The sequence below is a fragment of the Pantoea sp. Seng genome, from assembly GCF_009829935.1.
GTDB lineage: Bacteria > Pseudomonadota > Gammaproteobacteria > Enterobacterales > Enterobacteriaceae > Pantoea > Pantoea communis.
Window position 1 is genome coordinate 100401 of record NZ_SZZV01000012.1, and the last position, 26106, is coordinate 126506.

Below are 26106 nucleotides of genomic sequence, written 5' to 3' on the forward strand. Positions count from 1 at the left end.
ACCCGCATGATGTGAAAGGAAAATATAGTCCTTTTTTGTCTTAAAATTGCCACAAACCCCATCAGACAAGGTAAAAAGACTGAAAAATAAGCGAGTTACAATATGACACATTTACGGCATTTTTTTGACGCTGGCGCGAAATGCCGCAGATCTCTACAATCACCGCCTTTCAATTATGTGGATTAGACGCTGTGGACAAGTTTGACGTTATCGTAATAGGTGCAGGCGCTGCCGGCATGTTCTGTGCGGCGCAGGCAGGGCAGTTGGGTCGTCGGGTGCTGTTGCTGGATAACGGCAAAAAAGCGGGACGTAAAATCCTGATGTCCGGCGGCGGCCGCTGCAACTTCACCAATATGTACACCGAACCGGCCGCCTATCTCTCGCACAATCCGCATTTCAGCAAGTCGGCATTGGCGCGTTACACCCAGTGGGACTTCATCGATCTGGTGAATCGCCACAAGATTGCGTATCACGAGAAAACCCTCGGCCAGTTGTTCTGCGATGAGTCGGCGCAGCAGATCGTGGATTTGCTGTTAAAAGAGTGCGAAGACGGGCAGGTTACGTTGCGCTTGCGCAGCGAAGTGCTGAGCGTGACGCGTGATGAAAATGGCTACAGGCTGCAACTGAATGGCTCCGAGGTGCAGGCTGAGAAATTGGTGATCGCCAGCGGTGGCTTATCGATGCCGGGTCTGGGCGCGACACCATTCGGGTATAAAGTGGCCGAGCAGTTTGGTTTGAAAGTGTTCCCGACGCGCGCAGCCCTGGTGCCGTTTACGCTGCATAAGCCACTGCTTGAGCAGCTGAATTCCTTATCGGGTGTGTCATTGCCCACCACCATCACCGCGCAGGATGGCACGCTGTTTAAAGAAGCGATGCTGTTTACCCATCGCGGTTTGTCGGGTCCGGCGGTATTGCAAATCTCCAGCTACTGGCAGCCGGGTGAGTTTGTCACCATTAACCTGTCGCCGGAAACCTCGCTGGAAGAATTCATCAACGTGCAGCGCGAGGCGCATCCGAATCTCAGCCTGAAAAACAGCCTGGCGAAAATCCTGCCGAAGCGTCTGGTGGAAGTGTTGCAGGAGCTGAAGCAGATCCCGGATGTGACGCTGAAGCAGCTCAATAGCAAGCAGCAGGCCGAGTTGGTCATCACGTTGCATCAGTGGCGCGTGCAGCCGAATGGCACCGAAGGTTATCGCACTGCCGAAGTGACGATGGGCGGCGTCGATACCACGCAACTCTCCTCCAAAACCATGGAAGCGCGCGATGTGCCCGGTTTGTACTTTATTGGTGAAGTGGTGGACGTCACCGGCTGGCTCGGCGGATACAACTTCCAGTGGGCGTGGAGTTCAGCCTGGGCATGTGCGCAGGCGCTGTGAGTTATCACGTCGCCATCAAAGGCGACGCCAGTGTACGAGGTTCAGCTTTATGCTGAGGTTGCAGCGCTAATGCCTGGCTCTGCGTAACGGCGTCACTGCAGGTGTCAGGTTTTTCGGCTGGTCGTGCAGCAATACTTGCCCCAGCAGGCTATCGCTGTTGACCACGCCATACTTCAGATGCGTTGCGATATATTTGCGGTCAAAGCTGGTGAGCTTATACACTGGTGGCAACACCTCCGGTAAAGCGTCCACCATCAGCATGCGGCTCAGCTTCACCGGACGCCAGCCGCTCAGCGTTTGATACAATAACGCACCGGCTTCCGCTTTGCGTAAGTAGAAGTTGTAGTGATTCTCTTCCCGCAGCGCCTGCTGCTGAGCGATATACACCACCAGATAATCCGGCGTCTTGATGCCCTGCAGAATTGTGTCGTAGTTCGGCAGCGCCAATAATTGCTGGAAGAAGGCTTCAGAGCCTAACTCCACAATCGGACGGAAGCAGTGCAGCCAGCGGCCGATAAAGGCATTGTTTTTCGGCGCGGCGAGAAACCAGGATTCCATAACCGGATAAGCGCGATCGCGGGTGGATTCCTCGCGATAAAAAGCCACCAGGTCATAACGCTCATCCGCATTCACCGCTAACAGCTCATCGAGGCTGCGATTGAGGATAATGGTGGCATCCATCCAGATTCCGCCATAACGATGCAGCAGCTCCAGGCGAATCACATCGCTTTTGTGCGAAGCCCGCATCCCCGCGTGGACAAACTTCAGGCCTGGTAAATAGTCATGCAGATTGAGATTGTTGATTACCGTCAACGCATAGCCAGGGTTTTCACGGGCAATCTTATCGACAAAAATCTGGACTTCAGCCGGGAGCTTTTCACTTTCCCAGTACATCCAAACCTGACGCGGAATGGGCGCAGGCGGATTAGCACGACCCTGCAGGTTAATATCCTGTTCGGCTGCGGCGTGATAGGCGGGAAGGCGTTTGCGTGTGGTCAGCTTTTTTTCCGCCAGCAACGCCAGCGAAATCAAATGCATTTTGAGTTTATGGTTGGACATGATCATTCCTGTAACCCTGTCGGCCGCTATCCCAGCTTCTGCCGCTTTAGGGCGAAAAACTGGCCCTGTGACAGCGGGCACGATGAAGCGCAATGGCGCGAAAAGTGGCTCAAAATTAACAAACAGCGCCGAGCTGCTCAATAAATAAACTCTGAAAACGTTACTTTCAGAGAATACGCAGGCGCATTCACTTGCCGTACCGTTGCCGTGGGTGTTTAAGGGCTGTTAACCGATGAATCTGTTAAGATCGCCGCGTTTTTTCCAACAGGCCCATGATTCCATGTTCAAACTTAAATTCCTTCTGCCCGTGCTTATCGTCATCAGCGCGGCTGTTTGGTGGCTGATGCCGCACTATAGCGATGAAGATAAAGGCTATTACATCGCCATGTTCTGCACCTTGACCCATGACGGGCGCGACAACTCACTCCTGGCGATGCAACAGATTATTGAAGGCAGCAACTCGGACTATGCGCTGCAGAAAATTCATTTCCAGTCAGGTCTGGCAGAACATCTGCAAAGCGTGTGGCAGGATTTGTCAGCGGAGCAGCAACAGCAGGCGCGGCAGGAGAGTCTGTCCTGCCGCAAGGTGATGTCTGAAAAGTTATTACCGGGTAAAGCAGTGCAGTGATTAATGCACGGGCAGCGCTAATACCGCGTCGGTGGTTTTGATCTCGGCAAACACATCAGCAACGCCTGTCAATGCGCTCTGCTGCAGCACCTTGTGATCGACTACCTTGTTATCCCAGGTCGCCAGATCGCGCGTGGCGGTGGCATCTTCCGGGATAATGACCGAGTAGCCAAGCGGTACGGCATCACGTGCGGTGGACGACACGCACATATGGGTCATTAGACCGGTGACAATTAACTGCTTGATGCCCAGACTGTCGAGTTGTTGTTTCAAATCGGTTCCCACGAAAGAACTCGGTGTGGCTTTGGTAATGACACGATCATTTTTGCCCGGCTGCAAATCCTTGTGGAATTCAGCGAAGCGGCTGCCTTTGGCGAACAGCGGGCCATCTGCCGCGCCTTCATGGCGCACGAAGAACACCGGCATGCCATGCTTGTGTGCAAATTCAACCAGGCGCTTGCTGTTTTGCAGTGCTTTCATACCGTCTGGAATGGGCATTTTGCCGCCAGCGAAGTATTCGTTCTGAATATCAATCACGATGACCGCGGTTTGATTGGCCGTCAGCTGGGGGGTGGCGGTGGCACCGCTCATGGTACGAATGGTCGGTGCATTTTCAGCTTTGTGTTCTTCGGCAATAGCGCTGCCTGAAATTGCCATCGCTAATGCTAAGGTGCCTGAAGCAAAAAGGGTTTTCATCACTAATCATCTCTTTGATTGGGAAGTCAGGGTGACTTCCGATGCACAGCAGTATGGCGATTGTGCCGAAAGTGAAGGAGTACTGCGCATGACAAATAACGTTCACTTTGCGCCAAAAATGGCGCAACTGGATGCGCCCATTAAGGTCGGTATTGTGGTGTTTGACGACATCATCCCGTTTCATCTTTCCGTTCCCTGTGCGGTGTTTGAGAAGGCGGAACGCGAAGATGGCCGAGCTTGCTACCAATTAATGATCTGTGCCACCCACGCCGGTCCGCTTCGCACCAACAGCGGTTTTTCGATTGTCGCGGAGCATGAACTGGCTATGCTGGCCGAAGCGGATATGGTGGTGGTGCCCAGCTGGAGCGATCCTGCCGTTGCGCCACCGCCCGCGTTGTTGCAGGCGTTACAGCAGGCTGCCCAGCGTGGGGCTCAGATTGTTGGCTTGTGTCTTGGCGCCTTTGTGCTTGGAGCCGCTGGCTTGCTGCATCAGCAGCGCGCCACGACACACTGGCGTTGGATGAGTGATTTTGAACGGCTTTACCCCGATGTGACGATTGACCGTGACGTGTTGTATATCGACGAAGGGCAGATTGTGACCTCGGCGGGCACTGCAGCGAGTATCGATTGCTGCCTGCATCTGGTGCGTGAACAGTGTGGAGTGGATGTGGCCAACAGTGTGGCGCGCATGCTGGTGGTACCGCCGCATCGGCAGGGCGGCCAGGCACAATATATTGAGCAGCCGGTCTATCACTCGGCGGGCAACGATCGATTTATGTCGGCGCTCAGTTGGGCCACCGAAAATTTGCAGCAGGCCCTCACGCTGGATCAGTTGGCGGAGAGAGCGTTGATGAGTCGTCGCAGTTTTACGCGCCGTTTTAACCAAACCACCGGCAGCTGTTTCAGTGATTGGTTAGTGAATCAGCGTCTGGCATTGGCGCAGCGATTTTTGGAAAAAACCGACCAGCCGATTGAGCTGATCGCAGAAAAAGCCGGATTCTCTTCGCCATTAATGTTAAGGCGACATTTTAAAAAGAATTTGAATACGTCTCCGTTACAATACCGGAAAACATTTCGTGGTCGGGTGTGAATTAATGGTTTGTAAATCAACCTATTGATAAGAATGCATTGAAAATAGGGCGGATAAAATTATTCCCGGATCATTTTGTCAGGCTATCTGATGAGAAGAATATTTCAGCGTGGCCAATGAGGGCTATTCTTAACAACGGATGGCGAACTATCCGTTGTTATGCAAATCCTGCAAAGAAAAATAGTGACGCGAATTATTAACGCATCACACAATCAATACGTGAGGGAAATTGACCTGAGCGCAGCGCTGGCGTTCTCACTTCTTTCATTTTCTCACTGCTGTTAAATCCATGCTTACGGCAAATCACGCATGGATCAGTGCTTTCTTTCGATTGCTGCTCGGCTTCGCTCCCCAGCTGACGCTTACGGCAGTAGAGTGGGGTGCAACCCATCACTTGCTTAAAGGAGCGAGTGAACGATTGCTGGCTTTCAAAATGGTATTTTACGGCCAGACTGATGATCGGTGCGTTGCTGTATTTCAGCTCGCTGACACAGCATGCCAGTTTCTTTTTACGGATATACCGTGCCAGCGTTTCATTATGATAGCGGGCAAATAATTTCTGCAAATACCATTTAGAATAACCCGATTTCACTGCGATATCATCAATGCTTAAGCGCTGATCCAGATTGTCCATAATCCATTTGGTCACCGAATCAATAACCCCTTCGTTGTATTTTTGCGGCATCTTTTTGATCCTCCATTAACTGGACATAGTGTAAAATAATTAATCTTTCCATACATCCGATTAACGTAAAGTTTTATAAGGAATTGGCTGTTTTATTATTTGTCATCAAGGCTGGTCTTGCTTTTAGTGAAATTAAGGCCGCTTTTGTTGAATCGATGTTGAATATTTAGCGTAATCACGCCCGTTATTTTTAACTCAAATTTTCCATCACTTTGCCGAGCTTAACAGTATGAGAAAACGTGGCGCTGGCACACCTCATCAATACGCACTGGCGATTAACGTGCCAGACTGATGGTTTTTTCATAGCTCAGGAGCAGTGCGCATGGCTTTTCGTTTCCCGCTAAAACAGTCACTTGCCGTGATTTTGACGGCGATGGCTGCGCTACCCACCACCTCCGCGTTAGCGGCCAATGTGTATGGCGAGCAGTTGGAAGGTTTTCAGTATCCCTATCCACTTGAACACTTTAATTTCTCCTCACAGCAGCAACCGCTGAGCATGGGGTACATGGATGTCAAACCCGCGCAGCAGGCTAATGGTCAAACGGTGGTATTACTGCACGGTAAGAATTTTTGTGGTGCAACCTGGGAAGACACCATCAAAGCGCTTAGCCAGCAGGGATATCGGGTGATTGCGCCGGACCAGATTGGCTTTTGCAGCTCGACGAAACCCGCCAATTACCAATACAGCTTCCAGCAACTGGCGCTGAATACCCATCAACTGTTAGCGCATCTTGGCGTTGCTAAGGCGGTGATTATCGGGCATTCAACCGGTGGCATGCTGGCGACGCGCTATGCGCTGATGTATCCACAGCAGACACAGAAGCTGGTGCTGGTGAACCCGATTGGACTGGAGGATTGGAAAGCCAAAGGCGCACCGTGGCGCTCGGTGGATCAGTGGTATCAGCGCGAACTGAAGCTCAGTGCGGCGGGTATTAAAAAGTATGAGCAGACGACTTACTACAGCGGTCAGTGGAAGCCGGAGTACGACAAGTGGGTGGATATGCTGGCAGGTCTCAACAGCGGGCCAGGCCACATGAAGGTGGCGTGGAACTCTGCGCTCATTTACGACATGATTTTCACCCAGCCGGTCTATTACGAATTCAAAGACCTGAAAGTGCCGACAACGCTAATGATCGGAACCGCCGATACCACCGCGATTGGCAGCGATATTGCTCCCGCTGCGATCAAAGCGCAGTTAGGTCATTACAATGTGTTGGGCAAACAGGTGACAAAGATGATTCCGGAGGCACATTTAATTGAGTTCCCAGGTATGGGACATGCGCCGCAGATGGAAGAGCCGCAGAAGTTTAATCAGACGCTGATTAGCGATCTGGCGCGTCCATTGTAAGATGCGGTGGCAAATGGGCGTGCTTATGCACGCCCTGGCATTACTGTGCCTGCTTTTTTTTGCCGTTTTTGGCTTCGTACATACGCGCATCGCTGCCTTCCAGCAGCTGTTCCAGCGACAGCGGATGGTCGGGATCAAACTCCACAATGCCTGATGAGAAGTGCAGTGCGTAGCGGCGGTCGAGATCCTGAGTTTGCTTTTGCAGGAAACGATCAAAGCGCGCCAAAACGCCCTCGGCATCGGCCTGCTGTAAGCCGTTAAACAGCACCACAAACTCATCACCGCCCAGGCGGGCAAAGATATCAGCGTGGCGGAAACTCACTTTCATCGCATCCGCAAAATCCATCAATGCACGATCCCCCTCGCGGTGGCCGAGCGTATCATTGATAGCTTTGAAACGGTCGAGGTCGAGGAAGGTCAAACTGGCCGGGAGTTGCCTGACTTCGCACTCATTCAGCGCGAGCTGTCCCAGCGTCATAAATCCGCGACGGTTGGTGATTTGTGTCAGTTCATCCGAGGTCGCTGTCTGGAACGCCACCAACTCTGCTTCGGCCATCGCGGCCAAATCGCGCAGCGTATTCATGTCATCCGCATTAAATTCGCGCGCATGGTGGTCGACGATACAGAGCGTGCCCACTTTGGCACCCGCTGGCGTACGCAGCGGACAACCCGCGTAAAAGCGCACGGGATTCTCTGAGGTTTTCACTAACGGATTATCGTGGAAACGCTCATCTTCAAGGGCGTTTTCGACCACCATCACATCGTCTTGCAGGACCGCGTGGCCACAGAACGACGTATTACGGGGTGCGGTCGCCGCGCTTTGGCCAGCGATAGATTTGAACCACTGGTGGTCCTCCTCCAGCAGGCTAACCAGCGCAACCGGCACGCCGAACAAACGACGAGCAAGGCGGGTTAAACGATCAAAACGCTCTTCTGCAGGCGTGTGCAGAATGTTGAGCGCACGTAACTGGGCCAGACGACGTGACTCGTCCGCAGGCAGTGCAGGTGCTTTCATCGCGTTACTCTTTCTTTTAAATTATTCGGGTACAACTTGACTGGTGCTTTGCTGCCATAACGGCATAAAGCGCTTAGCAACGGTTGCGATATCCATTGCTAAGCGTAACGATTTTCAGAGCACTTTTTGCTCGGCAAGATCAAGGGCAAAATAGCTGAAAATCAGGTCAGCACCGGCACGTTTAATCGCACCAAGGCTTTCCAGAACCACATTACGTTCGTCGATGGCACCCGCCTGCGCGGCGAATTTGATCATCGCGTATTCACCACTCACCTGGTACGCAGCCAGCGGCAGAGTAGTGCGTTCGCGGATATCACGCAGAATATCGAGGTAAGCACCCGCCGGTTTTACCATCAGTGAATCAGCCCCTTCGGCTTCATCAATCAGGGACTCGCGAATCGCTTCACGGCGGTTCATCGGATTCATCTGATAAGTTTTACGATCGCCTTTTAATGCCGTTCCTGCTGCTTCCCGGAACGGACCGTAGAATGAAGAAGCGAACTTGGTGGAGTAAGACATGATGGCCGTATCGGTGAAGCCTGCGGCATCCAGCGCCTGACGAATGGCTTTCACCTGGCCATCCATTGCCGCTGAAGGGGCGATAAAATCCGCACCGGCTTGCGCGGCGACCACGGCTTGTTTGCCGAGGTTAATCAATGTCTGGTCGTTATCCACGCCGTGATCGCACAGCACGCCACAGTGGCCGTGGCTGGTGTATTCACAGAAGCAGGTATCGGACATCACGATCATTTCTGGCACGGTGTCTTTGCAGATACGCGACATACGCGCCACCAGGCCATTCTCATTCCATGCATCGCTGCCGGTTGCGTCCGTGTGATGCGAGATACCGAAGGTCATCACAGAGCGAATACCGGCTTTGGCGATACGCTCAATCTCATAGGCGAGACGTTTCTCAGGAATACGCATCACACCCGGCATGGCGTTAATCGGCACGTAATCGTCCACGCCTTCTTCAACGAAGATTGGCAGGGCCAGATCGCTCAGACGAAGGTGGGATTCCTGGAACATTTCACGCATTGATGCGCTTTTGCGCAGTCTTCTTGGACGTTGGAGAAGATTGAATTCAGACATGTTCGTACAACTTTTGCTGGTGAAAAAAGTGACAACAGTTTACCCCTTTTCGCCAGCGGGGATGAAGGATTGTGTGCGGAAACGAAAACTCCCGCCGGGCGGCGGGAGTGGGGAAGATTACTCGTTGATGTCCGGGTGCTGCTGCACCAGGTTTTTACGTTTCGCCTCGAGCTTAGCGATCTCTTCATCAATATCTTCGATTTTCTGCTCAATGTTGTCGTGATGCTCCTGCAGGATTTCACGCGCTTCTTCAATATCCGACGCCGCCGGTGTGGCACCGCGCAGCGGCTTGTTGGCGGTCTCTTTCATATAGATACCCGTGATCAAACCAATCACCGCGACCACCATCAGATAATAAGCCGGCATATACAGATTGTTGGTTGTTTCAACCAACCACGCGGCGAAGGTCGGGGTTAAACCGGCAATCAGTACCGAGATATTGAAGGCACTGGCCAGCGCACTGTAACGAATGTGCGTTGGGAACATCGCCGGCAGCGACGAAGCCATCACGCCGGTAAAGGCGTTAAGGATCACCGCCAGCAGCAGCAGACCCGCAAAAATCAGCCCCAGCACGCCGCTGTTAATCAACATAAAGGCCGGAATCGAGAAGGCGAACAGCGCGATACTGCCGATGATGATAAACGGGCGACGGCCAAAGCGGTCACTCAGCATGCCCATCACCGGCTGCACAAACAGCATACCCATCATGATGGCGATAATGATCAGCACGCCGTGATCTTCCGAGTAGTGCAGGTTATGCGACAGGTAGCTCGGCATGTAGGTCAGCAACATGTAGTAGGTCACGTTGGTGGCAATCACCAGACCGATACAGGCCAGCAGACTTTTCCAGTGCTTGGTGGCAATCTCTTTGAAGGATACTTTCGGGCCGTCACGCAGACCTTCACGATCGCCTTGTTCTAGCTTATCAACGTGCTGCTGGAACGCCGGTGTCTCTTCCAGTGCGTGACGCAGATACAGACCGATGATCCCTAACGGTAGCGCGAGGAAGAACGGCAGACGCCAGCCCCACTCAAGGAATTTCGCTTCACCGATGACGGTGGAAATCAGCACCACGACGCCCGCACCCAGCACGAAGCCGGCTATGGAGCCGAAGTCGAGCCAGCTGCCCATAAAGCCACGCTTACGGTCAGGCGAATATTCCGCGACAAAGATCGAGGCACCGGTATATTCACCGCCCACCGAGAAGCCCTGCGCCATTTTCGCCAGCAGCAGCAGAATTGGTGCCCAGATGCCGATGGTGGCATAAGAGGGGATCAGGCCGATACAGAAGGTACTGATCGACATGATGACAATGGTGATTGAGAGGATTTTCTGACGACCGTATTTGTCGCCGAGCATACCGAAGAATAGTCCACCCAGTGGGCGAATCAGGAAGGGAACCGAGAAGGTACCCAGTGCAGCAATCATCTGCACACTAGGCGATGCATCCGGGAAGAACACCTTACCCAGCGCATACGCCACAAAGCCATAAACACCGAAATCAAACCACTCCATCGCGTTGCCCAGAGACGCAGCGGTAATGGCTTTACGTAAACGGGCGTCATCGATAATCGTGACGTCATCCAGCCCGATAGGTTTTACACGCTTCCTACGTAGTTTCATGTTGTAACCCTGTATTGGAATTCGAAAAATCCTCAACGCTGCAGACTACATTTTGTGGCCAGTCCACGGCGTTGAGAAGATTTAAGCATAGCCGTGAAAGAGGACTTTATCCGGCGTAGCAACGGTAATAATTAGGGGCGAAATGATTACGTCCCGCGACAGAGTATACCGATTTTGTGTGATATTTGTCATGTTTCAGCCAGCAACTGGCTATTTTTTGGCTAAAACTCTGGCTGAATGACAAGGAAAACGCAGCTTATAAAATCCTGGTTATCGCGCGTCAGGCCGCGTAATGCGTGCGTTTCAGCCAGGAATGCTTCAAAAGGGTGGCAAAGGGTGTCATTTATTTTTTTTTGAAAAAACGCGGGGAAAATTTTGATGATTATCAGCGATATCAACTGCGCATCGCTGATTGATTAATCCATTGTTCTGACAAGTGGCGGCTTGATTGCTATACCTGATTGTTGCGCAAATGAATAAGAAATTCTTATCATTAAGCGAAGCGGTAAGCTTTGCTTGCCAGCCTGTCATCATTCGGTAATACTCTGCCGCCTGGCTCAGGTGGAGTGTTCATGTCGAGAAAAAACGCCCGATTGTTTGAGAATCCCTGGCTGTCGCAAATTGACAGTGAAGAAAAGAATCTTATCAATTATGCGCCTGATGCACGGCGAACGTTTACCGATCCTGTGGCACCGATTGGCTGGATTGACTGCGGTGAACGTGCCGATGCCCAATTGGCATTACTGGCCCAACAACCTGATGAACTGCTGAAACGCCTGAAAACCTGGCGGCAGGCGGGATTGCTCACCAGCCAGGCGGCCGAGAGTTTGCGGCAGCTGCAACGCCTGACGCAAACCAGTATCGCGCGTAATCAACCCATTACCCAGCTTGATGAGTATCAGCAGTTGGTGGGACAGCTGACGCCGACCTTAGAACGTATTAACCAGCGCCTGAATGGCCAGCGCCCGCCAGTCACGCTGGCGGATGACACACTGGAAGTGGCGCTGCGTATCGCCGGAAAACGCCGTCGCTCAGAGTAGCGATCGCAGTGGTGCGCCGCTTATCCATCCCTGAATATCTTCCACTGCCTGCGTGAAGTAGGTGCGGTAATTGCTGTCGGCGACATAGCCAAGGTGCGGCGTGGCCAGCACATTGGGCAGATGGCGCAACGGGTGGTCAGCAGGTAGCGGTTCCTGTTCGAACACATCGATTCCGGCCCCAGCCAATTGACCGGATTGCAGCGCGGCAATCATCGCTTGCTGGTCGACAAGTGCGGCGCGTGAGGTGTTGATCAACAGCGCGCCGGGCTTCATCTGCGCCAGTGCAGCGTGGTCAATCACGTGTCGCGAGCGCTCGCTGAGCACCAGGTGCACCGAGACAAAATCGCTCGCTTGCATCAAGGCGTGCAGCGAAGGCATCCGTTCTGCGCCACATTCGGTCGCGCGTGAGTCGGTGAGATTTTGACTCCATGCGCAAACGCGCATCCCAAAGGCCTGCGCCACTTTGGCCATCTCGCCACCGATTTTACCCAGCCCCACTAAGCCCAACGTTTTGCCCTGCAAACCGAGCCCCAGCGTTTGCTGCCACGGCCCGTTATTGCGCATTGCCTGATTTTCTAACCTGATGTGGCGTGCCAGCCCAATCAGCAAACCCCAGGTGAGCTCCATCGGTGCAGCGCTGCTGCTGGCGGTGCCGCACACGGCGATATAGCGCTCGGCACAGGCGTGCAGATCAATCGAGGCATTACGCATGCCGGAGGTGACCACCAGTTTCAGGTTAGGCAAGCGACCAATCAGTTCGGCCGTGAGTGGTGTGCGCTCGCGCATAACAACGAGGATATCGGCGTGTTCGATATGGCGCACCCGCTCATCTTCATTGTCAAAATGCTGGGTTAGTGCGGTGGTGTGTACGGTTGGTTGCAGCGATGCCCAATCGGCCAGCGACAGGGCAACGTTTTGGTAATCATCAAGAATGACGCAATTCAGGCTCATGGGATTCCTCAACGAGAAGTGGCTGACGCCCTTGCTCATTGAGCCAGGCGCGAAACCGGTCATTATCCATCGGACGGGCATAATAGTAGCCCTGAATGTAGACAACGCCACGTTGCTTCAGGTAGTCGAACTGCAACGAGGTCTCCACACCTTCACCGAGCACATCCAGCTTGAGTTTGTGGCACAGATTTATGATGGCATCCAGCACCGGCGTTTCTACCTCCAGACCTTCAATGGCGTTAATAAAGCCGCGATCGATTTTCAGGTAATCCAGCGGGAAGGTCAGCAGATAAGAGAGTGAGCAGTGGCCGGTACCAAAGTCATCAATCGCCACTTTCATGCCGTGTGACTGCAGGTAGCGGAGTTTACGCGCCACCAGTTCGCCGTCATCAATCAGGCTGCGCTCAGTGAGCTCCAGCGTCACCACCATCTGCTTGTCTTTAATGCGGCGGGCAAAGCGCTGAATGTCCTGCACGAAATCGGCATGTTGCAAGTGTTCTGCCGCCACGTTCAGGCCAATATGGAAACCGGGCTCAACCTGCCAGCCCTGAATATCTTCCGCCATCAGATCCAGCAAATGCTGGGTCAGCTGCACAATGATCCCTTCAGATTCGGCGTGGCTGATAAAGATATCCGGACGGATCATCTCACCATTCGGCAATTGCCAGCGCAACAGGGCTTCCGCGCCTTTGCAGCGCTCGATTTCCGTGCTGTAAACCGGCTGGTAATGGACCGAGAATTGACGGCTTCGCATCGCGCGGCGGATTTCATCGGCCCACGAAATGCGGCGGCGCAGCCAGTTGGCGGTCAATACCATCAGCAGGATAGAAAAAATCGCCGCCATCGGCAGGAAGATAAACAGCGCCTGACGCCAGGCTTTCAGCAACTCGGAGGCAGGCACGGTGACATTCACGCTAATGGGGTAGCGGCCGGATTCGGCCTGATAAGGCTCACTTTTCAGATACAGTTCGGGTTCGATATCGGCCGGGCCGCTGGTAATGGGTGCACCGCCGCTAAAGCGCATGCTCATCTGATAGCCACGCGATTCGCCAATCGCGTGCATAAAGTCCATCAGATACTGACCATCAATCACCGCCCAGAAGCCGGTGCTATCTGGCAGTTGACGCACAAACACCACGGCGGGCCGATTGGGCACGCCGTAAGTGCCACGAATGGAGAGGCTCCACCAGGCTTTACCCGTGATCGGCGGTGGTTGCATCATCATCTGGGTCAGGGTGCCATGCACCAAACCAAACGCTGATGAGCAGCTGATGTTCTCGCCACTCAGCAGACCGACGGAACGGAAATAGGCGTTGAGGGTGCCAGCGCGCTGCAGTTGATCCTCGATCTTCGCACAAGGCTGATAATGGTACTGACGCAGCTGGGTGATCATATCCCAGGCGTTATCACTCATTTTTTCGGCTTGAGTGAGTAAGGAGTCAGCGGTGGAGATCTGCTGCTGGCTCACCGTGTGCCGCGCTTCAATGGCCGTACAAAGGATGCCCAGTACCAGTGGTAATAACCCGGCACAGACAATTAACAGCCAGCCAAAATCGCGATTTTTTCTTTGCGGTGGCACCTGACTTTCCTCGGTCATTTTAAGCAGCAGATGAGGGCTAAGCTGCGGCGTCAGCAGCATAACACTTCCAGGGGCCGTGCATATTAGCGTTTTGATTTTGCTCTGGGCTGACTCAGGTCAAATATCGGCGTCGCTTTGCGTTAATTGACAATGTTTTGCCGTTATTGGCATTTCCCAGCGGGAAAAGCGCTGTGCCACGATGATGGGAAAGCATATTGACCTGAAATGAGGAGCGAAAATGAGCACTGAAACCCTGGATGTGGCTTCCCTGCGCCAACGCATCAGCGAAGGCGAATGGCAGGCGCGTGTGAAGCTGGCGCAGGCCTATCACCTGGCGGCCAGGCTGCGCTGGACCGACCATATCTACACCCACTTTTCTCTGCGTGTGCCGGGCGATCAGCCCCATTTTCTGATTAACGCTTTCGGTCAAACCTTCGATGAAATCTCGGCGGAGACGCTGGTGAAAATTGATATCGACGGAAACATCATTGATGACCCGACGGGGCTGGGGATTAACCACGCGGGATTTGTGATTCACAGCGCAATTCACCGTGCACGTCCGGATGCGCATGCCGTGCTGCATACGCATACGGCGGCGGGCATTGGTGTCTCTGCGCAGCGCAACGGGTTGCTGATGATTTCGCAGCACAGCACGCGCTTCCACCATCGCCTTGGCTATCACGATTACGAAGGCATTGCGCTGGATCTTGATGAGCAGCAACGCATTGTGGCCGATCTCGGCGATCTTAATGCGCTAATCCTGCGCAATCACGGCCTGCTGACCTGCGGCGGCAGTATTGAAGAAGCGTTCTATAACCTTTACTACCTGGAGCGTGCTTGCCAGGCGCAGCTAGCGGCTCAGTCGGGCGGTGCAGATTTGATCATCCTGCCTGATGAGGTATCCGAGAAAGCGGCGCAAGCCTTCGACAACAGCATCCGTAACCACAAATATCAGCTGCACTGGGATGCCTACATCCGCCAGCTCAACCGCAACGCACTCTGAGAATCCCTTATGAAATGGCTGAAACCGGTAGTTTCGACGCTGTTGCTGTGCGCGGCGTTTAGTAGTCAGGCGGCGCCTGATTTGAGTAAAGTCACTCTGGTGCTGGGCGATCAGGCGCGCAATTTGCGTTCGCTGATTGAGGCCGCCGATGTCATGAAAGATGCGCCCTATCAATATCGCTGGGCGAATTTCCAGGGGGCGGCACCGCTGTTTGAAGCACAGCGTGCGGGGGCGGTCGATACCTCCTACGCCGGAGATTTGCCGGTATTGATGGCGGCGTCCGGTGGCGTACCGTTGAAGATCATCGCCACCAACGTCGGCGATGCCGGTTCGAACGGATTGATCGTTCCGGCGGATTCGCCAATCCACAGCGTAAAAGATCTGGCCGGAAAAGAAGTGGTGGTGTCATCGGCGCGCGGCAGCATTTCGCAGCATCTGTTGTATGAAGCGCTGGAAGAAGCGCAGGTCAAACGCGATACGGTGCCGGTGCGGTTTGTTTTGCCAACCGATGCCAGTGCAGCGTTTAATTCCGGGCAGATTGCCGCCTGGGCCACGTTTGATCCCTATCTGGGGATTGCTGAACAGCACGGTGCACGCCTGCTGCGCGATGGCAAAGGGTTAACCACGGCACTGTCGTTTGTCACTGCCACGCAGAGTTCGCTGGACGATCCCGCTAAGCGGGCGGCGATTGTCGATTTCACCCATCGTTTAGCCAAAGCCCGCGAATGGGCACTGGAGCACCCGCAGCAGTACAACGCAGTCTATGCCCAGTTAACACGTCTCTCGCCGGAAGATGCGCAGAAGATTACGCCGCGCATTTCACACGGCGTTCGGGGTGTAACGGCAGAAGATGTGGCGAAAGTGCAGAAGGTGTCAAATCTGTTTAGCGAGCTGAAGATTTTGCCGAACAAAGTCGATGTGCAGGCGATTACGGATAACAGCGTCTTTACGCAATAATCGCCAATCCTGCGCAATAATCGCGCCGTTACACTTATGTGCACATCAACCTGCGCGAAGCCTCTCGCCGCGACGCTGATGTGCACATGCTGTAGCGGTGCAAACCCCTGGCTATTAACGTGGACGCGATCCCGGTCGGCCGTTGCCTAACATAATCGCCAGTCGGCTGCCACCCGGCGTGGTCTCCATCAATATCTTAGTGACGCTGGTCAGTGGTACTGACAGCAGCATGCCCACCGGCCCCAACAGCCAGCCCCAGAATATCAGCGACAGAAACACCACCAGCGTCGAGAGCCCCAATCCGCGCCCCATCAGCTTTGGCTCCAGCATATTGCCAAACACCATATGAATCGCACTGAACAGCGCGACCACGAACAGCGCATCGTAGACGCCATTTAACACCAGAGCCTGAATAAACGGCGGGATGCCGGCGATGATGGGGCCGATATTGGGCACGAAGTTGAGGATAAACGCCACCACGCCCCAGAACAGCGCGAATTTCACGCCGATCAATTCCAGCACCAGCCATACCGCGAGCCCGGTGATGACGCTGACCAGGGTCTTTAGCGCCAGGTAGTGGGTCACGCCTTTGAATGCGCGGTGTAACCCCGCAATGCGGATTTGCGGATTGATCATCGCGTTGCGCATTTTGTAGGGCAGATGGCGCACTTCGAACAGCATAAACACCACGGTGAGGATCAGCAGCAGCACGTTGGTCATGGCACCGGAAAACTGTTTCAGCAGCGTGGTGGCCAGATCCATCATCACATTCGGGTCGAGCCGGGCAGCTAAGGCTTCCGTTGAGACATTGATATGAAAGCGAGCGGCAAAGTGCTGCACCACGCCGAGCTTTTGTTCCAGCATGCTGCGGATTTGCGGATAGGTGTCGCTGAAGTCACTGGCCGAACTGGCCATCACGCCAACCAACAACAGGATGACGATAAATATCACGCTGATCACCGCAGTGATGGCCAGACCACGTGGCACGCCTCGACGCATCAGCAGGGTGACCAGTGGATTAAGCACAATCGCCAGAAAGCTGGCGAGCAGGAAGGGCACCAGAATTTCTGACGCAGCACGGATGCCCGCCAGAATAATCACCAGCATCGCCATTTTGACCAGCATGTTCTGGCCAATTTTTTCCTGGGGCAGGTTGTTCATTTACTCTCCTGAGTCATCAATGGCTCAGGAGAGTGTAGTTGAATGAAAGTAAGTGATTGTTTATTTAGGAATAAGCGAAACGTCAGTGTTTTATTTCCCCTGACGTTGCATTAGCGCTGTGGTGCCCAGCATCAGGGTGAGGCTGGCAAGCAGTGTCACGGTGGCCATCGCCATCCCTTGCCCCACGGAACCTTGCTCGAACTGACGCCAGATAAAAATCGCCACGGTTTGCGTCCCGGCGGGTGCCAGCAGCAGCGAGGTCACCAGTTCGCGCGATGCCACGGCAAACACCATCATCATCGCGGCCAGCAGACTCGGTGCGACCAGCGGCAGGACGATCAGGCGCAGCGCCTGTAAGCGTGACGCGCCGTGCACGCGCGCCGCCGGTTCCAGCGTGGGGGCCAGTTGGCGCAGCGCACTGCTGACATAGCGTACCGGCCACGGCAGCAGCAGGCAGCTGTAGGAAAGCAGCAGAATAAACATTGTGTTGTAAGGGGAAACCGGCCAGAAGCCGCGGTTCCACAGCAGAATCAAGCCGACGCCGACCACCACGCCGGGCATGGCGGCAGGCAGCAGCGCCAGGCCATCCATCATCGCCAGCAGGCGCGTTTTTCCTTCTGACACGCACCAGGCAATCAGGAAACCGAGCAGCCCAGTAAGCAGTGCTGCGCCCAGCGCCAGCCCAATGCTGGTGGAGAAGGCCGCTAACGCATCCCCTTGCTGACTAAATAGCGCGCCGAAGTGGCGCAGTGTCAGGTTATCCAGATGCAGGCCGCCGGAAAGGGTATTCAGTAATCCACTCAGCGTCATTGCGCCCAACGGCAGTACCACGGCGAGTAAAACGGTGAGGATAAACGGCAGCAACATCAGCGGCAGCCAGCGCCCGCCCTCGGCAAGCTCCTGCACCACCGGTTTGCCGTTAACGGCCGTGACATCGCTGCTGCCGGTCAGTTTGCGTTGCAGGAACCAGGCGGTGAGCGCCACCAGGCTCAGCATCAACGAGAGCGATGCCGCGCCCGGTAAATCGATTGGCCAGTCCGCCAGTTTGGTTTCGATACCGACCGTCATCAACGTCAGATGCGCCTGAGTGCCGAGCGCCGCAGGCACGCCGTACTCTTCAATCGCCAGCGTGAATGCCAGCAGCACGCCACCGGCTAACGCTGGCAGTGTCAGCGGCAATGTGATCTGGGCAAAAGCGCGCCAGGCTGATGCGCCGTGCACGCGCGCCACCCAGGCGAGGCGTTGACCGCTCGCCATCAATGAACGCGATACCGCTAAGTAGACCACCGGGAAGATATTCAGCGTCATCACCAGCGTCATGCCGGTGCTGCTAAACAGCAGGCTATCAAGGTTGAAGCCAGTGAGTTGTTGCAGATAGCCGTTGCGTTGCAGTGCCAGCGTCCATGACAGCGCCACGATATAGGGCGGGGTGAGGAAGGGGATCAGAAACAGCAGATCCCACATTGCCGCCCCCGGCAGACGGAACAGGCCGCGCAGTGCGCCGAGCGGTAAGCCCAGCAGCAAACTGCACAGCGCCACGCCGCCGCCGATTTTCAGCGTGCCCAGCCACATCGGAACCAGCTGGGGATCTTCAAACAGCGCCGGTAACGCGCTGAAAGCCCCACTCCAGTTCCCCTCGCCAAGCTGTGGAAACAGTGCCTGTAGCACGATAAACAGCAGCGGCAGTGCCACCAGCAGCATCAGCGCCAGCAGAATCAATCCATTCAGGGCACGCGACATCATTTACTGTCCGAACAGAGCGCCAAAGCGCTTCAGCACCGCCGAGCGCTCGCTGCTGCCATCGCTATTGGCGGGCAGCAGTTTGATCTCGGTGAACAGCGGACGCTGCGCTTTGATATCGGTACGCGCCGGCATCAGCCAGGCCTTCGCGACCTGCTCCTGGCCTTCATCCGACAGCACATAATCGAAGAACTTCTTCGCATCATCGGCATGTTGGCTGCTTTTCAGAATCATCATCGGACGCGGGGCCACCACGGTGCCGTTTTCCGGGAAGATCACTTTGACGCTTTCACCCTGCGCAATGTTGTTATAGGTGACGTAATCCACTGCACCAAACACCGCCGCTTTCGCACCCTGCAATACTGGCGTCACCGCCTGGGCATTCGGGCCGCTCATCACCATGCCGTTGGCTTTTAACTGGTCAAACAGCTGCCAGGCTTTTTCACCTTCGCTATTTTGCAGGCCAATCAGCAGATCGAGTGAAGCACCAGAGAGTGCCGGATCGGGGGTGGTGACTTTGTCTTTAAACGCGGATGCAGTCAGATCCTGCCAGGTTTTTGGCTCTGGCGTGCCGCTCTTGGTGTTCCACACGATGCCCAGCGCGGAAATGCCCTGTGCCACGTAGTTGGCCGTTTTGAACTGATCCGGCACTTTGGCGGCATTGGCGCTTTCGTACGGCAACAGCCAGCCACGATGTTGCAGATCTTCAGCGGTATCCCATGAGGCAGAGATCAGCACATCGGCTTGCGGATTAGCCTGTTCGGCTTCCAGACGCGCCATCACTTTGCCGGTGGTGGCCTGGAAGATATTCACTTTAATACCGGTTTGCTTTTCGAATCCGGTGGCCAGACTTTTTGATAGCGAACCCGGACCGGCGGTGTACACCGTCAGTGCCTGGGCATCGTTGATCATCATAGCGGAGGTCAAAATCATCGCGCTGATGGCTCCTGTTTTAACTGACTTGAGAGATGGCATTGCGGTCCCCTGAGAGGTGAGTAACGGAAACAATCTGGCCCTGTGCCAGGTGAATAATGCGGTCGGCGAGCGTGTTGGCTTCCTCGCGGTCATGCGTGACATAAACAGCGGTAATGCCCGCGCTGCGCAGTAAATCCGCCATGGTGTGCACCAGGGTTTCACGCAGGTCGCGGTCAAGATTGGAGAGCGGTTCGTCGAACAACAAAATCGCCGGTTTAGCGACCAAAGCGCGGGCGAGGGCGACGCGCTGCTGCTGTCCGCCAGAGAGCAACGCCGGTTTGCGATCGCCAAAATCAGCCAGGCCGACCTGCGCCAGCGCCGCATCGGCCTGTTCACGTGCAGCCGCTTTTTTCACACCGCGCATGCGCAGCGGAAACGCCACGTTTTGTGCCACGGTCATATGCGGCCACAGAGCGTAATCCTGGAAAACCATGCCGAGGTTGCGCATCTCCGGCGCATCGCAATGACGGGCGGAGGCAGCGCAGCGATCGCCAATCCACAACTCGCCTGCCGTGGGTTGCAGCAGGCCCGCCAGTAGTTTCAGCAGCGTGCTTTTGCCACAGCCGCTCGGGCCGAGTAGCGCAAGGATTTCGCCTGCGGGAATTGTCAGGGAGAGATCGTGCAGAATCGTCAGGTTATTCACTGACCATCTGAGATTTTTCAGTTCGATAGGCACGGCATGCGTCACTGGCCACCTCCGGCAAAGGAGTGGCACTGTGGCACGCGCGCCTGACAGCAAATCAGGAGCAGCATCAGATTGTGTATCCTCTTTGGGATTTGATGGGCGCGAGTGTAAGTGGGCGATATGACGAAATGATGACCACAAATTAGGGCGATCACCGGATGCAGTACGTAGGAAAAGGCGTATAGTTAGCCTTCTATACAAATATTTAGTCACCCACGAGCGCAATCACTCATGCCTGACCAGCCTGCCGCGGCCCCTGAACACGGCCGACTTCGCCTGAATCTTCTGATCCTCTCCATTGTGAAGTTCAACTTCGCCAGCTATCTCACGATTGGCCTGCCGTTGGCGGTGCTGCCGGGCTTTGTCCATGACGGATTGGGCTACAGCGCCTTTTGGGCTGGGGTCGTGATCAGCCTGCAGTACATCGCCACGCTATTAAGCCGTCCGCATGCGGGTCGCTATGCAGACATGTGGGGGCCAAAGAAAGTGGTGGTGCTGGGGCTGGTGGGTTGCTTGATCAGCGGCATCTGTATTTTGCTCTCGGCACTGACTGAAGGGCAGGGCGTGCTCAGCCTGATTTTGCTGTGTCTGGGGCGCGTGATACTGGGCGTGGGGCAAAGTTTCTCGGGCACCGGCACGTCACTGTGGGGTGTGGCGCGCGTTGGGTCGCTGCATATTGGCCGGGTGATTTCCTGGAACGGTATTGTCACCTACGGCGCGATGGCGATCGGTGCGCCGCTCGGTGTGGTGATTTTCCGCAGCGGCGGTTTACTGCTGCTTTCGGGCATCATCATTGCCATCGGCGTGCTGGCGATTGCGCTGGCACTGCCGCGTGCGCCAGTGAAAGGCAGCAAAGCCAAACCGCTGCCGTTCCGCGATGTGCTGGGCAAAATCTACGGCTTCGGCCTGATTCTGGCGATGGGATCGGCAGGTTTTGGCGTGATCGCTACCTTTATCACCCTGTTCTATCAGGATAAGGGCTGGGATGGTGCCGCCTTTGCCTTAACGATGTTCAGCGCCGCCTTTGTCGGTACGCGTCTGCTGTTCCCCAACGCGATTAATAAGCTCGGTGGCTTGCGCGTCGCCAGCATTTGTTTTGCCGTTGAAGCGGTCGGACTGTTTCTGGTGGCGGGATCGTTCGATCCGTGGATGGCGAAAATGGGGGCGTTTCTGACCGGTGCAGGTTTCTCGCTGGTGTTCCCGGCGATTGGTGTGGTGGCGGTGAAAGTGGTGCCCCAGCAGAATCAGGGCAGCGCGCTGGCGACCTACACGGCGTTTATGGATTTGTCGCTAGGTATCACCGGACCGATTGCGGGTTTTATCATGAGTTACGCCGGGGTGTCGCTGGTCTATCTGCTCACCGCGCTGCTGGTATGTCTGGCGCTGTTCTGCACGCTACGCATGATGAAGCGGCAGCCACAAGAAGCGGCTGTGGAAATCAAAGAAAATGCCTGACTTCTATGAATAAAGCACCCTCACATCATTCATCCCAATCGCTCAGGCGCATCTAAACAGGGTCTTCAATCGCTCAGGCATCCTCTAAATAGTTTACGTCAGAGCAAGGCGGCAAGTTTGTAAGTCCTCAGGAGCTTACGTCCGTAAGTGACTGGGGCGCACAAACGCGGCCAACGCAGCTATGACGTAAAATATGACGAGGATGGAAAAAAGGGCCTCCGACCGAGGCCAACACTAACAAAGTGTGTCTTGTTATGGACACAGATAAGGGTAGGGGAAACGGCGGCACACACCCTCGGCCGCCGTTATAAATCAGGCTTGCAGCAACTCAATACTCTGGCGAATCTCGCGCTCAATCTCTTTCGCGCCCCACTTCTCCAGCTCCGAGGAGAATGGCTCAAAGGCGTAAATGCCCTTATAGCCCAGCATCTCCAGACGCTTCACTTGCGCCACGCTGTTCAGCACATCGCGGTCGCTCAGCATAATGCGCTCTTCATCCGTCAGTGCCGCCGTTGGGCGGGTATCTTCCACGCCTGAGAGATGCACTAAGCCAATCTGGTTCACCTCAATCTCCTGCGGGAACTCCTGCTCGGCGTTCTCGTAAAGGTGATGATGGAAGGTATCCAACAGCAATTTAAACGGCACGCCCGCCTGCTTAATCAGCTTTTGCGTCTGCACCGCAGAGCGCAGTGAACTCACCGGGAAGCCCAGTGGCTCAACCAGCCCCTGAATACCGTATTCAGCGAAGCGCGGTGCCAGGATCTGCAACGCCTCCAGCGTTTTCTCTGGTGCGATGGCAATACCCTCGTTCAATGGGCACATCACCAGCGCTTTGGCACCAATGGCTTTCGCTTCTTGCAACATCGCTTCGGCTTTGCTCAACAGCGCGTCATCAGGGCGGTTAAACGGATAGAGCGCGTTAATGGTCTCGATCTCGATGTGATACTTATCCGCCAGCGATCGCAGCTGCGATGCGCTCAGACCATCGGTGACCTTGCTGCCCGGCATATCGTTACGCAGTTCCACTTTACTCAAACCCAGTCGCTGAACTAACTGGAAAAAAGCTTCAAGAGAGAGCGCGGGCGCAATTTTACGGTTGATACAGAAACGGGTTGGATCGATGGCCATGTGTGGCTCCTGTAATAGGATACGGTTCAGATGCTGCAAAGAAAACATTTATTTCATTGTTAGTGAATTATGAAATATCAGATATTGGATCTTCCTCGCAAAAATTTCATATTTCGTTTCGCGTAACATCATGCTGGCGTGATCTCAGTGGAAATTGTGTGGTCACAGAGGGTTATGATTGCGTGTCGGCAAGAGAGGCAGGGCGCCGATCGAGCGAGGTTTGCGGCCTTGCTGCAGGGAAGGCGGGAAAAATGCGATCCATGCCGCTAAAAAGAAATTTTCCAAAAAGAAGTATTTGAAAAATTTATTTCATTGTAATAGCTTCATAGCACGCTTTTCGTATTGCCTGGTCAGGTGGCGTTGCAGTGATAACCGACTGCCTGCAGGGAACTTCACATCAAAGAGGCAACGACATGACTATCGTAGGAAACTTTATCGGCGGCAAGATTACCCACAGCGCCAGCAATGAAACCATCCCGGTATACGATCCAGCCACCGGCAAGGTCGCGCGTGAACTCACGCAGAGCACCGCTGCTGAAGTGGAAAAAGCGATCGAAATCGCCCATGCCGCGTTCCCTGAATGGTCGAAAACAGCGCCGCTGCGTCGTGCCCGTGTGATGTTCAACTTCAAAGCACTGATGGAAAAACACCGTGACGAACTGGCTGCGCTGATCGTGTCTGAGCACGGTAAAGTGTGGTCGGATGCGTTGGGTGAGCTGACGCGCGGTATCGAAGTGATCGAGTTTGCCTGCGGAATCCCGCATCTGATCAAAGGTGAAAACTCACCAAGCGTCGGCACCGGCGTGGATAGCTACTCGCTGATGCAGCCGGTTGGCGTGGTGGCGGGTATCACGCCATTCAACTTCCCGGCGATGGTGCCACTGTGGATGTTCCCTATCGCCCTGGCGTGCGGTAACACCTTTATCCTGAAGCCACCGGCGCTGGATCCATCAGCCTCTGTGCGTATGGCTGAACTGCTGAAAGAAGCGGGACTGCCGGATGGCGTGTTCAACGTGGTGCACTCCTCTAACGAAGATGCTGAGCAGCTGTACAAAGATCCGCGTATTGCGGCAGTGAGCTTCGTCGGTTCTTCCGGCGTGGCCGAGCATATCTACAAAACCGCCAGCGCCCACGGCAAACGTGTGCAGGCGTTTGGTGCGGCGAAAAACCACGCTATCGTGATGCCAGATGCCGATCTGGATGCCACCGTGAATGCCATCATGGGCGGCGCGTTTGGTTCTGCCGGTGAGCGTTGCATGGCGCTGCCTGTGGTTGTTGCAGTGGGCAATGATACTGCTGACAAACTGATTGCGCGTCTGACGCCGCTGATCAAAGCGCTGCGCATCGGCCCCGGTATCCAAAAAGGTGCTGAAGAGAACGAAATGGGCCCGGTGGTTTCTGCCGCGCATCAGAAGAAAGTGCTGGGCTACATCGACAAGGGTGAAGCCGAGGGCGCAAAACTGGTGGTAGATGGTCGTGGTGTAAAAGTCGCAGGCCATGAAGAGGGTTATTACGTGGGCGGCACCCTGTTTGATAACGTTACCCCGGACATGGTGATCTGGCGTGAAGAGATCTTCGGGCCGGTATTGAGCATCATGCGTTCTACTGATTTTGACAGTGCACTGAAGCTGGTCAACAGCCATGAATTCGGTAACGGCAGTGCCATCTTCACCAGCAACGGCCACACCGCGCGTGAGTTTGTGCAGAACGTGGAAGCGGGCATGGTGGGTGTTAACGTGCCGGTGCCAGTGCCAATGGCGTTCCACAGCTTCGGTGGCTGGAAGCGTTCGGTGTTTGGTGCGCTGAACGTGCACGGTCCAGACGGTGTGCGTTTCTACACCCGCATGAAAACCGCCACCGTGCGCTGGCCGAGCGGTCAGCAGACTGTTTCAGAGTTCAGCATGCCAACGCTGGGCTAATCTCGCTTAACTTAGGAGATCGATGATGTCTTTGATTTCGAAAGCGCAGCAGCCAGACAGTAATGGTCGTATCCAGCACGTCACGCCAGAAAGTGCGGGCTGGGAGTACGTCGGCTTTGATGCCTACCTGCTGAAGAAGGGCCAGAGCCTGAAGCTCAGCAGCGGCGATAAAGAACTGTGTCTGGTGCTGGTGGCGGGGTTTGCCTCGGTAAAAACCCGCAACGCGGAGTTCCCGAACCTGGGTAAGCGCCTGTCACCGTTCGAGCGTATTCCACCGTACTCGGTGTATGTGCCGCACGATGATGAAGTAGAAGTCTACGCCGATAGCGATCTGGAGCTGGCGGTGTGTAATGCACCCAGCAGTGGCAACTTGCCTGCGCGCCTGATTGCGCCGGAAGATGTGGGGGTGGAGCAGCGTGGTAAAGGACGCAACCAGCGTCTGGTGCACAACATTCTGCCGGACAATGAAGAAGCCGACAGCCTGCTGGTGGTGGAAGTGTATACCGACGAGGGTGCGACCAGTTCGTACCCGAGCCATAAGCACGACCAGAAAACCAGTCCGGACGAAACCTATCTGGAAGAGACCTACTATCACCGTTTCGATCCAGAACCAGGCTTCGCCATGCAGCGCGTGTATACCGACGACCGTTCACTCGACGAGTGCATGGCGCCGTATAACCGCGATGTGGTGACTGTTCCGCGTGGCTACCATCCGGTGGCCACCATCGCGGGTTACGATAACTACTATCTGAACGTGATGGCCGGTCCGGTGCGTTTGTGGAAGTTTACCTGGGAGAAAGATCACGCCTGGGTGAACAGCGATAAGTACCCGCGCAGCAAATAAAGTCGCAGGTCGCCATAATGGCGACGCTACCGACTAGCGATACGCTTGTCGTTGGGT

At 54.9% G+C, this 26106-nt stretch carries 23 protein-coding genes; 10 read left to right on the plus strand and 13 right to left on the minus strand.

Translation table 11 applies throughout. The annotated features are described in order from the left end of the window. The first annotated feature begins 191 nt into the window (after positions 1 to 191). A complete protein-coding gene (locus tag FD737_RS14215) occupies positions 192 to 1376 on the plus strand; it encodes an NAD(P)/FAD-dependent oxidoreductase (RefSeq protein WP_097119468.1) in 1185 nt (394 codons plus the stop codon). 66 nt (positions 1377 to 1442) lie between these two features. Here FD737_RS14215 and FD737_RS14220 read toward each other — a convergent pair whose 3' ends face one another. Further along, positions 1443 to 2435 carry a glycosyltransferase family 32 protein gene (locus FD737_RS14220; protein WP_097119399.1) on the minus strand — a complete coding sequence of 331 codons (993 nt, stop codon included), beginning with the start codon at positions 2433 to 2435 and terminating at the stop codon, positions 1443 to 1445. Between the two features lie 280 nt (positions 2436 to 2715). On the opposite strand from FD737_RS14220, the gene FD737_RS14225 reads away from it, so the two are divergent. Beyond that, a complete protein-coding gene (locus FD737_RS14225; protein WP_160833794.1) occupies positions 2716 to 3063 on the plus strand; it encodes a hypothetical protein in 348 nt (115 codons plus the stop codon). Here FD737_RS14225 and FD737_RS14230 read toward each other — a convergent pair whose 3' ends face one another. Next, positions 3064 to 3759, minus strand: a complete 696-nt coding sequence (locus FD737_RS14230) for a cysteine hydrolase family protein (protein WP_160833795.1) — start codon at positions 3757 to 3759, stop codon at positions 3064 to 3066. It abuts the gene before it with no gap. Between the two features lie 88 nt (positions 3760 to 3847). Between FD737_RS14230 and FD737_RS14235 the strand changes: the two genes are divergently transcribed. Continuing rightward, positions 3848 to 4849, plus strand: coding sequence for a GlxA family transcriptional regulator (locus tag FD737_RS14235; RefSeq protein WP_160833796.1), 1002 nt, complete (start codon positions 3848 to 3850; stop codon positions 4847 to 4849). 196 nt (positions 4850 to 5045) lie between these two features. Here the strand turns inward: FD737_RS14235 and FD737_RS14240 are convergent, their stop codons facing one another. Continuing rightward, positions 5046 to 5534 carry a helix-turn-helix domain-containing protein gene (locus tag FD737_RS14240; protein WP_097119397.1) on the minus strand — a complete coding sequence of 163 codons (489 nt, stop codon included), beginning with the start codon at positions 5532 to 5534 and terminating at the stop codon, positions 5046 to 5048. Between the two features lie 322 nt (positions 5535 to 5856). Between FD737_RS14240 and FD737_RS14245 the strand changes: the two genes are divergently transcribed. Further along, positions 5857 to 6882, plus strand: a complete 1026-nt coding sequence (locus tag FD737_RS14245) for an alpha/beta fold hydrolase (RefSeq protein ID WP_160833797.1) — start codon at positions 5857 to 5859, stop codon at positions 6880 to 6882. A gap of 40 nt (positions 6883 to 6922) precedes the next feature. Here the strand turns inward: FD737_RS14245 and FD737_RS14250 are convergent, their stop codons facing one another. The 3 genes from FD737_RS14250 to proP all read right to left on the minus strand — a co-directional run bounded on the left by FD737_RS14250 (position 6923) and on the right by proP (position 10612). Further along, a complete protein-coding gene (locus FD737_RS14250) occupies positions 6923 to 7897 on the minus strand; it encodes a diguanylate cyclase (protein ID WP_034819748.1) in 975 nt (324 codons plus the stop codon). Between the two features lie 114 nt (positions 7898 to 8011). Beyond that, complete coding sequence (gene hemB, locus FD737_RS14255; protein ID WP_034819746.1) at positions 8012 to 8989, minus strand: porphobilinogen synthase; 978 nt, start codon at positions 8987 to 8989, stop codon at positions 8012 to 8014. A gap of 117 nt (positions 8990 to 9106) precedes the next feature. Beyond that, positions 9107 to 10612 (minus strand): glycine betaine/L-proline transporter ProP, encoded by a 1506-nt coding sequence (proP, locus tag FD737_RS14260; protein ID WP_034819744.1) that lies wholly within the window; start codon positions 10610 to 10612, stop codon positions 9107 to 9109. Between the two features lie 572 nt (positions 10613 to 11184). On the opposite strand from proP, the gene FD737_RS14265 reads away from it, so the two are divergent. Further along, complete coding sequence (locus tag FD737_RS14265; protein ID WP_160833798.1) at positions 11185 to 11652, plus strand: hypothetical protein; 468 nt, start codon at positions 11185 to 11187, stop codon at positions 11650 to 11652. On the opposite strand, the gene FD737_RS14270 is transcribed toward FD737_RS14265, so the two are convergent. After that, positions 11644 to 12603, minus strand: a complete 960-nt coding sequence (locus FD737_RS14270; protein ID WP_034819735.1) for a D-2-hydroxyacid dehydrogenase family protein — start codon at positions 12601 to 12603, stop codon at positions 11644 to 11646. The genes FD737_RS14265 and FD737_RS14270 overlap by 9 nt on opposite strands. Next, entirely contained in the window at positions 12578 to 14182 is a 1605-nt protein-coding gene (locus tag FD737_RS14275) for an EAL domain-containing protein (protein WP_097119467.1), read from the minus strand. Before FD737_RS14275 ends, FD737_RS14270 begins: the two co-directional genes overlap by 26 nt. 238 nt (positions 14183 to 14420) lie before the next feature. Between FD737_RS14275 and FD737_RS14280 the strand changes: the two genes are divergently transcribed. Further along, positions 14421 to 15185 carry a class II aldolase/adducin family protein gene (locus tag FD737_RS14280; protein WP_097119393.1) on the plus strand — a complete coding sequence of 255 codons (765 nt, stop codon included), beginning with the start codon at positions 14421 to 14423 and terminating at the stop codon, positions 15183 to 15185. A 9-nt stretch (positions 15186 to 15194) separates the two neighbouring features. After that, positions 15195 to 16142: an ABC transporter substrate-binding protein gene (locus tag FD737_RS14285; protein WP_097119392.1), complete on the plus strand. Its 948-nt coding sequence runs from the start codon at positions 15195 to 15197 to the stop codon at positions 16140 to 16142. A 114-nt stretch (positions 16143 to 16256) separates the two neighbouring features. On the opposite strand, the gene FD737_RS14290 is transcribed toward FD737_RS14285, so the two are convergent. The 4 genes from FD737_RS14290 to FD737_RS14305 all read right to left on the minus strand — a co-directional run bounded on the left by FD737_RS14290 (position 16257) and on the right by FD737_RS14305 (position 20706). Next, positions 16257 to 17303, minus strand: coding sequence for an AI-2E family transporter (locus FD737_RS14290; protein ID WP_097119391.1), 1047 nt, complete (start codon positions 17301 to 17303; stop codon positions 16257 to 16259). Between the two features lie 90 nt (positions 17304 to 17393). After that, on the minus strand, positions 17394 to 19046 hold the full coding sequence (locus FD737_RS14295; RefSeq protein ID WP_202404553.1) for an iron ABC transporter permease: 1653 nt from the start codon (positions 19044 to 19046) through the stop codon (positions 17394 to 17396). Beyond that, positions 19047 to 20018, minus strand: a complete 972-nt coding sequence (locus tag FD737_RS14300; protein ID WP_202404554.1) for an ABC transporter substrate-binding protein — start codon at positions 20016 to 20018, stop codon at positions 19047 to 19049. It lies immediately after the preceding gene. Continuing rightward, complete coding sequence (locus tag FD737_RS14305) at positions 19996 to 20706, minus strand: ABC transporter ATP-binding protein (protein ID WP_045814084.1); 711 nt, start codon at positions 20704 to 20706, stop codon at positions 19996 to 19998. Before FD737_RS14305 ends, FD737_RS14300 begins: the two co-directional genes overlap by 23 nt. A gap of 228 nt (positions 20707 to 20934) precedes the next feature. Between FD737_RS14305 and FD737_RS14310 the strand changes: the two genes are divergently transcribed. Then, positions 20935 to 22158 carry an MFS transporter gene (locus tag FD737_RS14310; protein ID WP_160833800.1) on the plus strand — a complete coding sequence of 408 codons (1224 nt, stop codon included), beginning with the start codon at positions 20935 to 20937 and terminating at the stop codon, positions 22156 to 22158. 312 nt (positions 22159 to 22470) lie between these two features. Here the strand turns inward: FD737_RS14310 and FD737_RS14315 are convergent, their stop codons facing one another. Next, on the minus strand, positions 22471 to 23286 hold the full coding sequence (locus FD737_RS14315; RefSeq protein WP_160833801.1) for a TIM barrel protein: 816 nt from the start codon (positions 23284 to 23286) through the stop codon (positions 22471 to 22473). Positions 23287 to 23699: 413 nt separating this feature from the next. Here FD737_RS14315 and FD737_RS14320 point away from each other — a divergent pair, with 413 nt between their 5' ends. After that, positions 23700 to 25205, plus strand: coding sequence for a CoA-acylating methylmalonate-semialdehyde dehydrogenase (locus tag FD737_RS14320; protein WP_038644250.1), 1506 nt, complete (start codon positions 23700 to 23702; stop codon positions 25203 to 25205). Between the two features lie 25 nt (positions 25206 to 25230). After that, entirely contained in the window at positions 25231 to 26049 is an 819-nt protein-coding gene (gene iolB, locus FD737_RS14325; protein ID WP_097119387.1) for a 5-deoxy-glucuronate isomerase, read from the plus strand. The last annotated feature ends 57 nt before the right edge of the window (positions 26050 to 26106 follow it).